Here is a 901-nt window from a genome sequence, read left to right on the forward strand (position 1 = left end):
ATCTACATCCTAGGTACTTTGGTGGCGCTATTTGCACATCAATTTGAGTGGTTCTTGGCTGGTAGCTTCATTCAAGGTTTGGGGATCGGTTGTGGCGGCGCGATGTCACGAACTCTAACTCGCGACTGCTTTGAAGGTGCTGAGCTGCATCGTGCAAACAGCTTGATCAGCATGTGCGTGATTTTCTCACCACTAATGGCACCAGTACTTGGCGGCTACCTAACAGAAGCATTTGGTTGGCGCTCTAGCTACCTATTTCTAGCCCTGTTCGGCATCGCGGTGGTGATTACCATGATGACCAGCATGATGGAGACTCTGCCAAAAGAGAAACGCAAGTTCGAACCAGTGGCAAAAAGCTACAAGCACGTTTTGTCTGACCGCCGCTTCCAAGGCTTTTTAATCTGCCTAGTTGCGACGTTTGCTGGCGTAGGTGTGTTCGAAGCAGCAGCTGGGGTATTACTAGGTGGTGTATTGGCATTACCAGCCACTACCGTAAGTTTGCTGTTTATCTTGCCGATCCCGGGCTACTTAGTGGGAGCAGGTTTGTCTAGCTATATCGCGCAGCGTCGCTCTGAGCGTCGTGCGTTAAATGTTGGCTTGGTGTCGATCTTTATCGGTTCAGCCGTCGTATTAATCCCAGGCTTGTTTGGCGTAACAACTGCACTGACGTTAATTGGTGGCGCAACTATTTATTTCCTAGGTGCGGGCATTCTGTTCCCTGCGGCAACAACAGGCGCAATTGCTCCGTTCCCTTACCACGCGGGGACAGCTGGTGCGACTCTGGGTGGCATGCAGAACTTGGGCGCAGGTATTGCAACCTTGCTTGCATCGTTATTCCCAGCGCATAACCAAATGCCGCTGGGTGTTTTGATGATGGCAATGTCAATTGTCGCGATGCTTG

At 51.1% G+C, this 901-nt stretch carries 1 protein-coding gene; it reads left to right on the forward strand.

Features of this window, described 5'->3' with window-relative positions:
• The coding region (locus R7Q09_RS24680) for an MFS transporter (RefSeq protein WP_318143764.1) at positions 1–901 on the forward strand (901 nt) is incomplete at both ends.

It is taken from the genome of Vibrio sp. 2130-1, assembly GCF_033339515.1.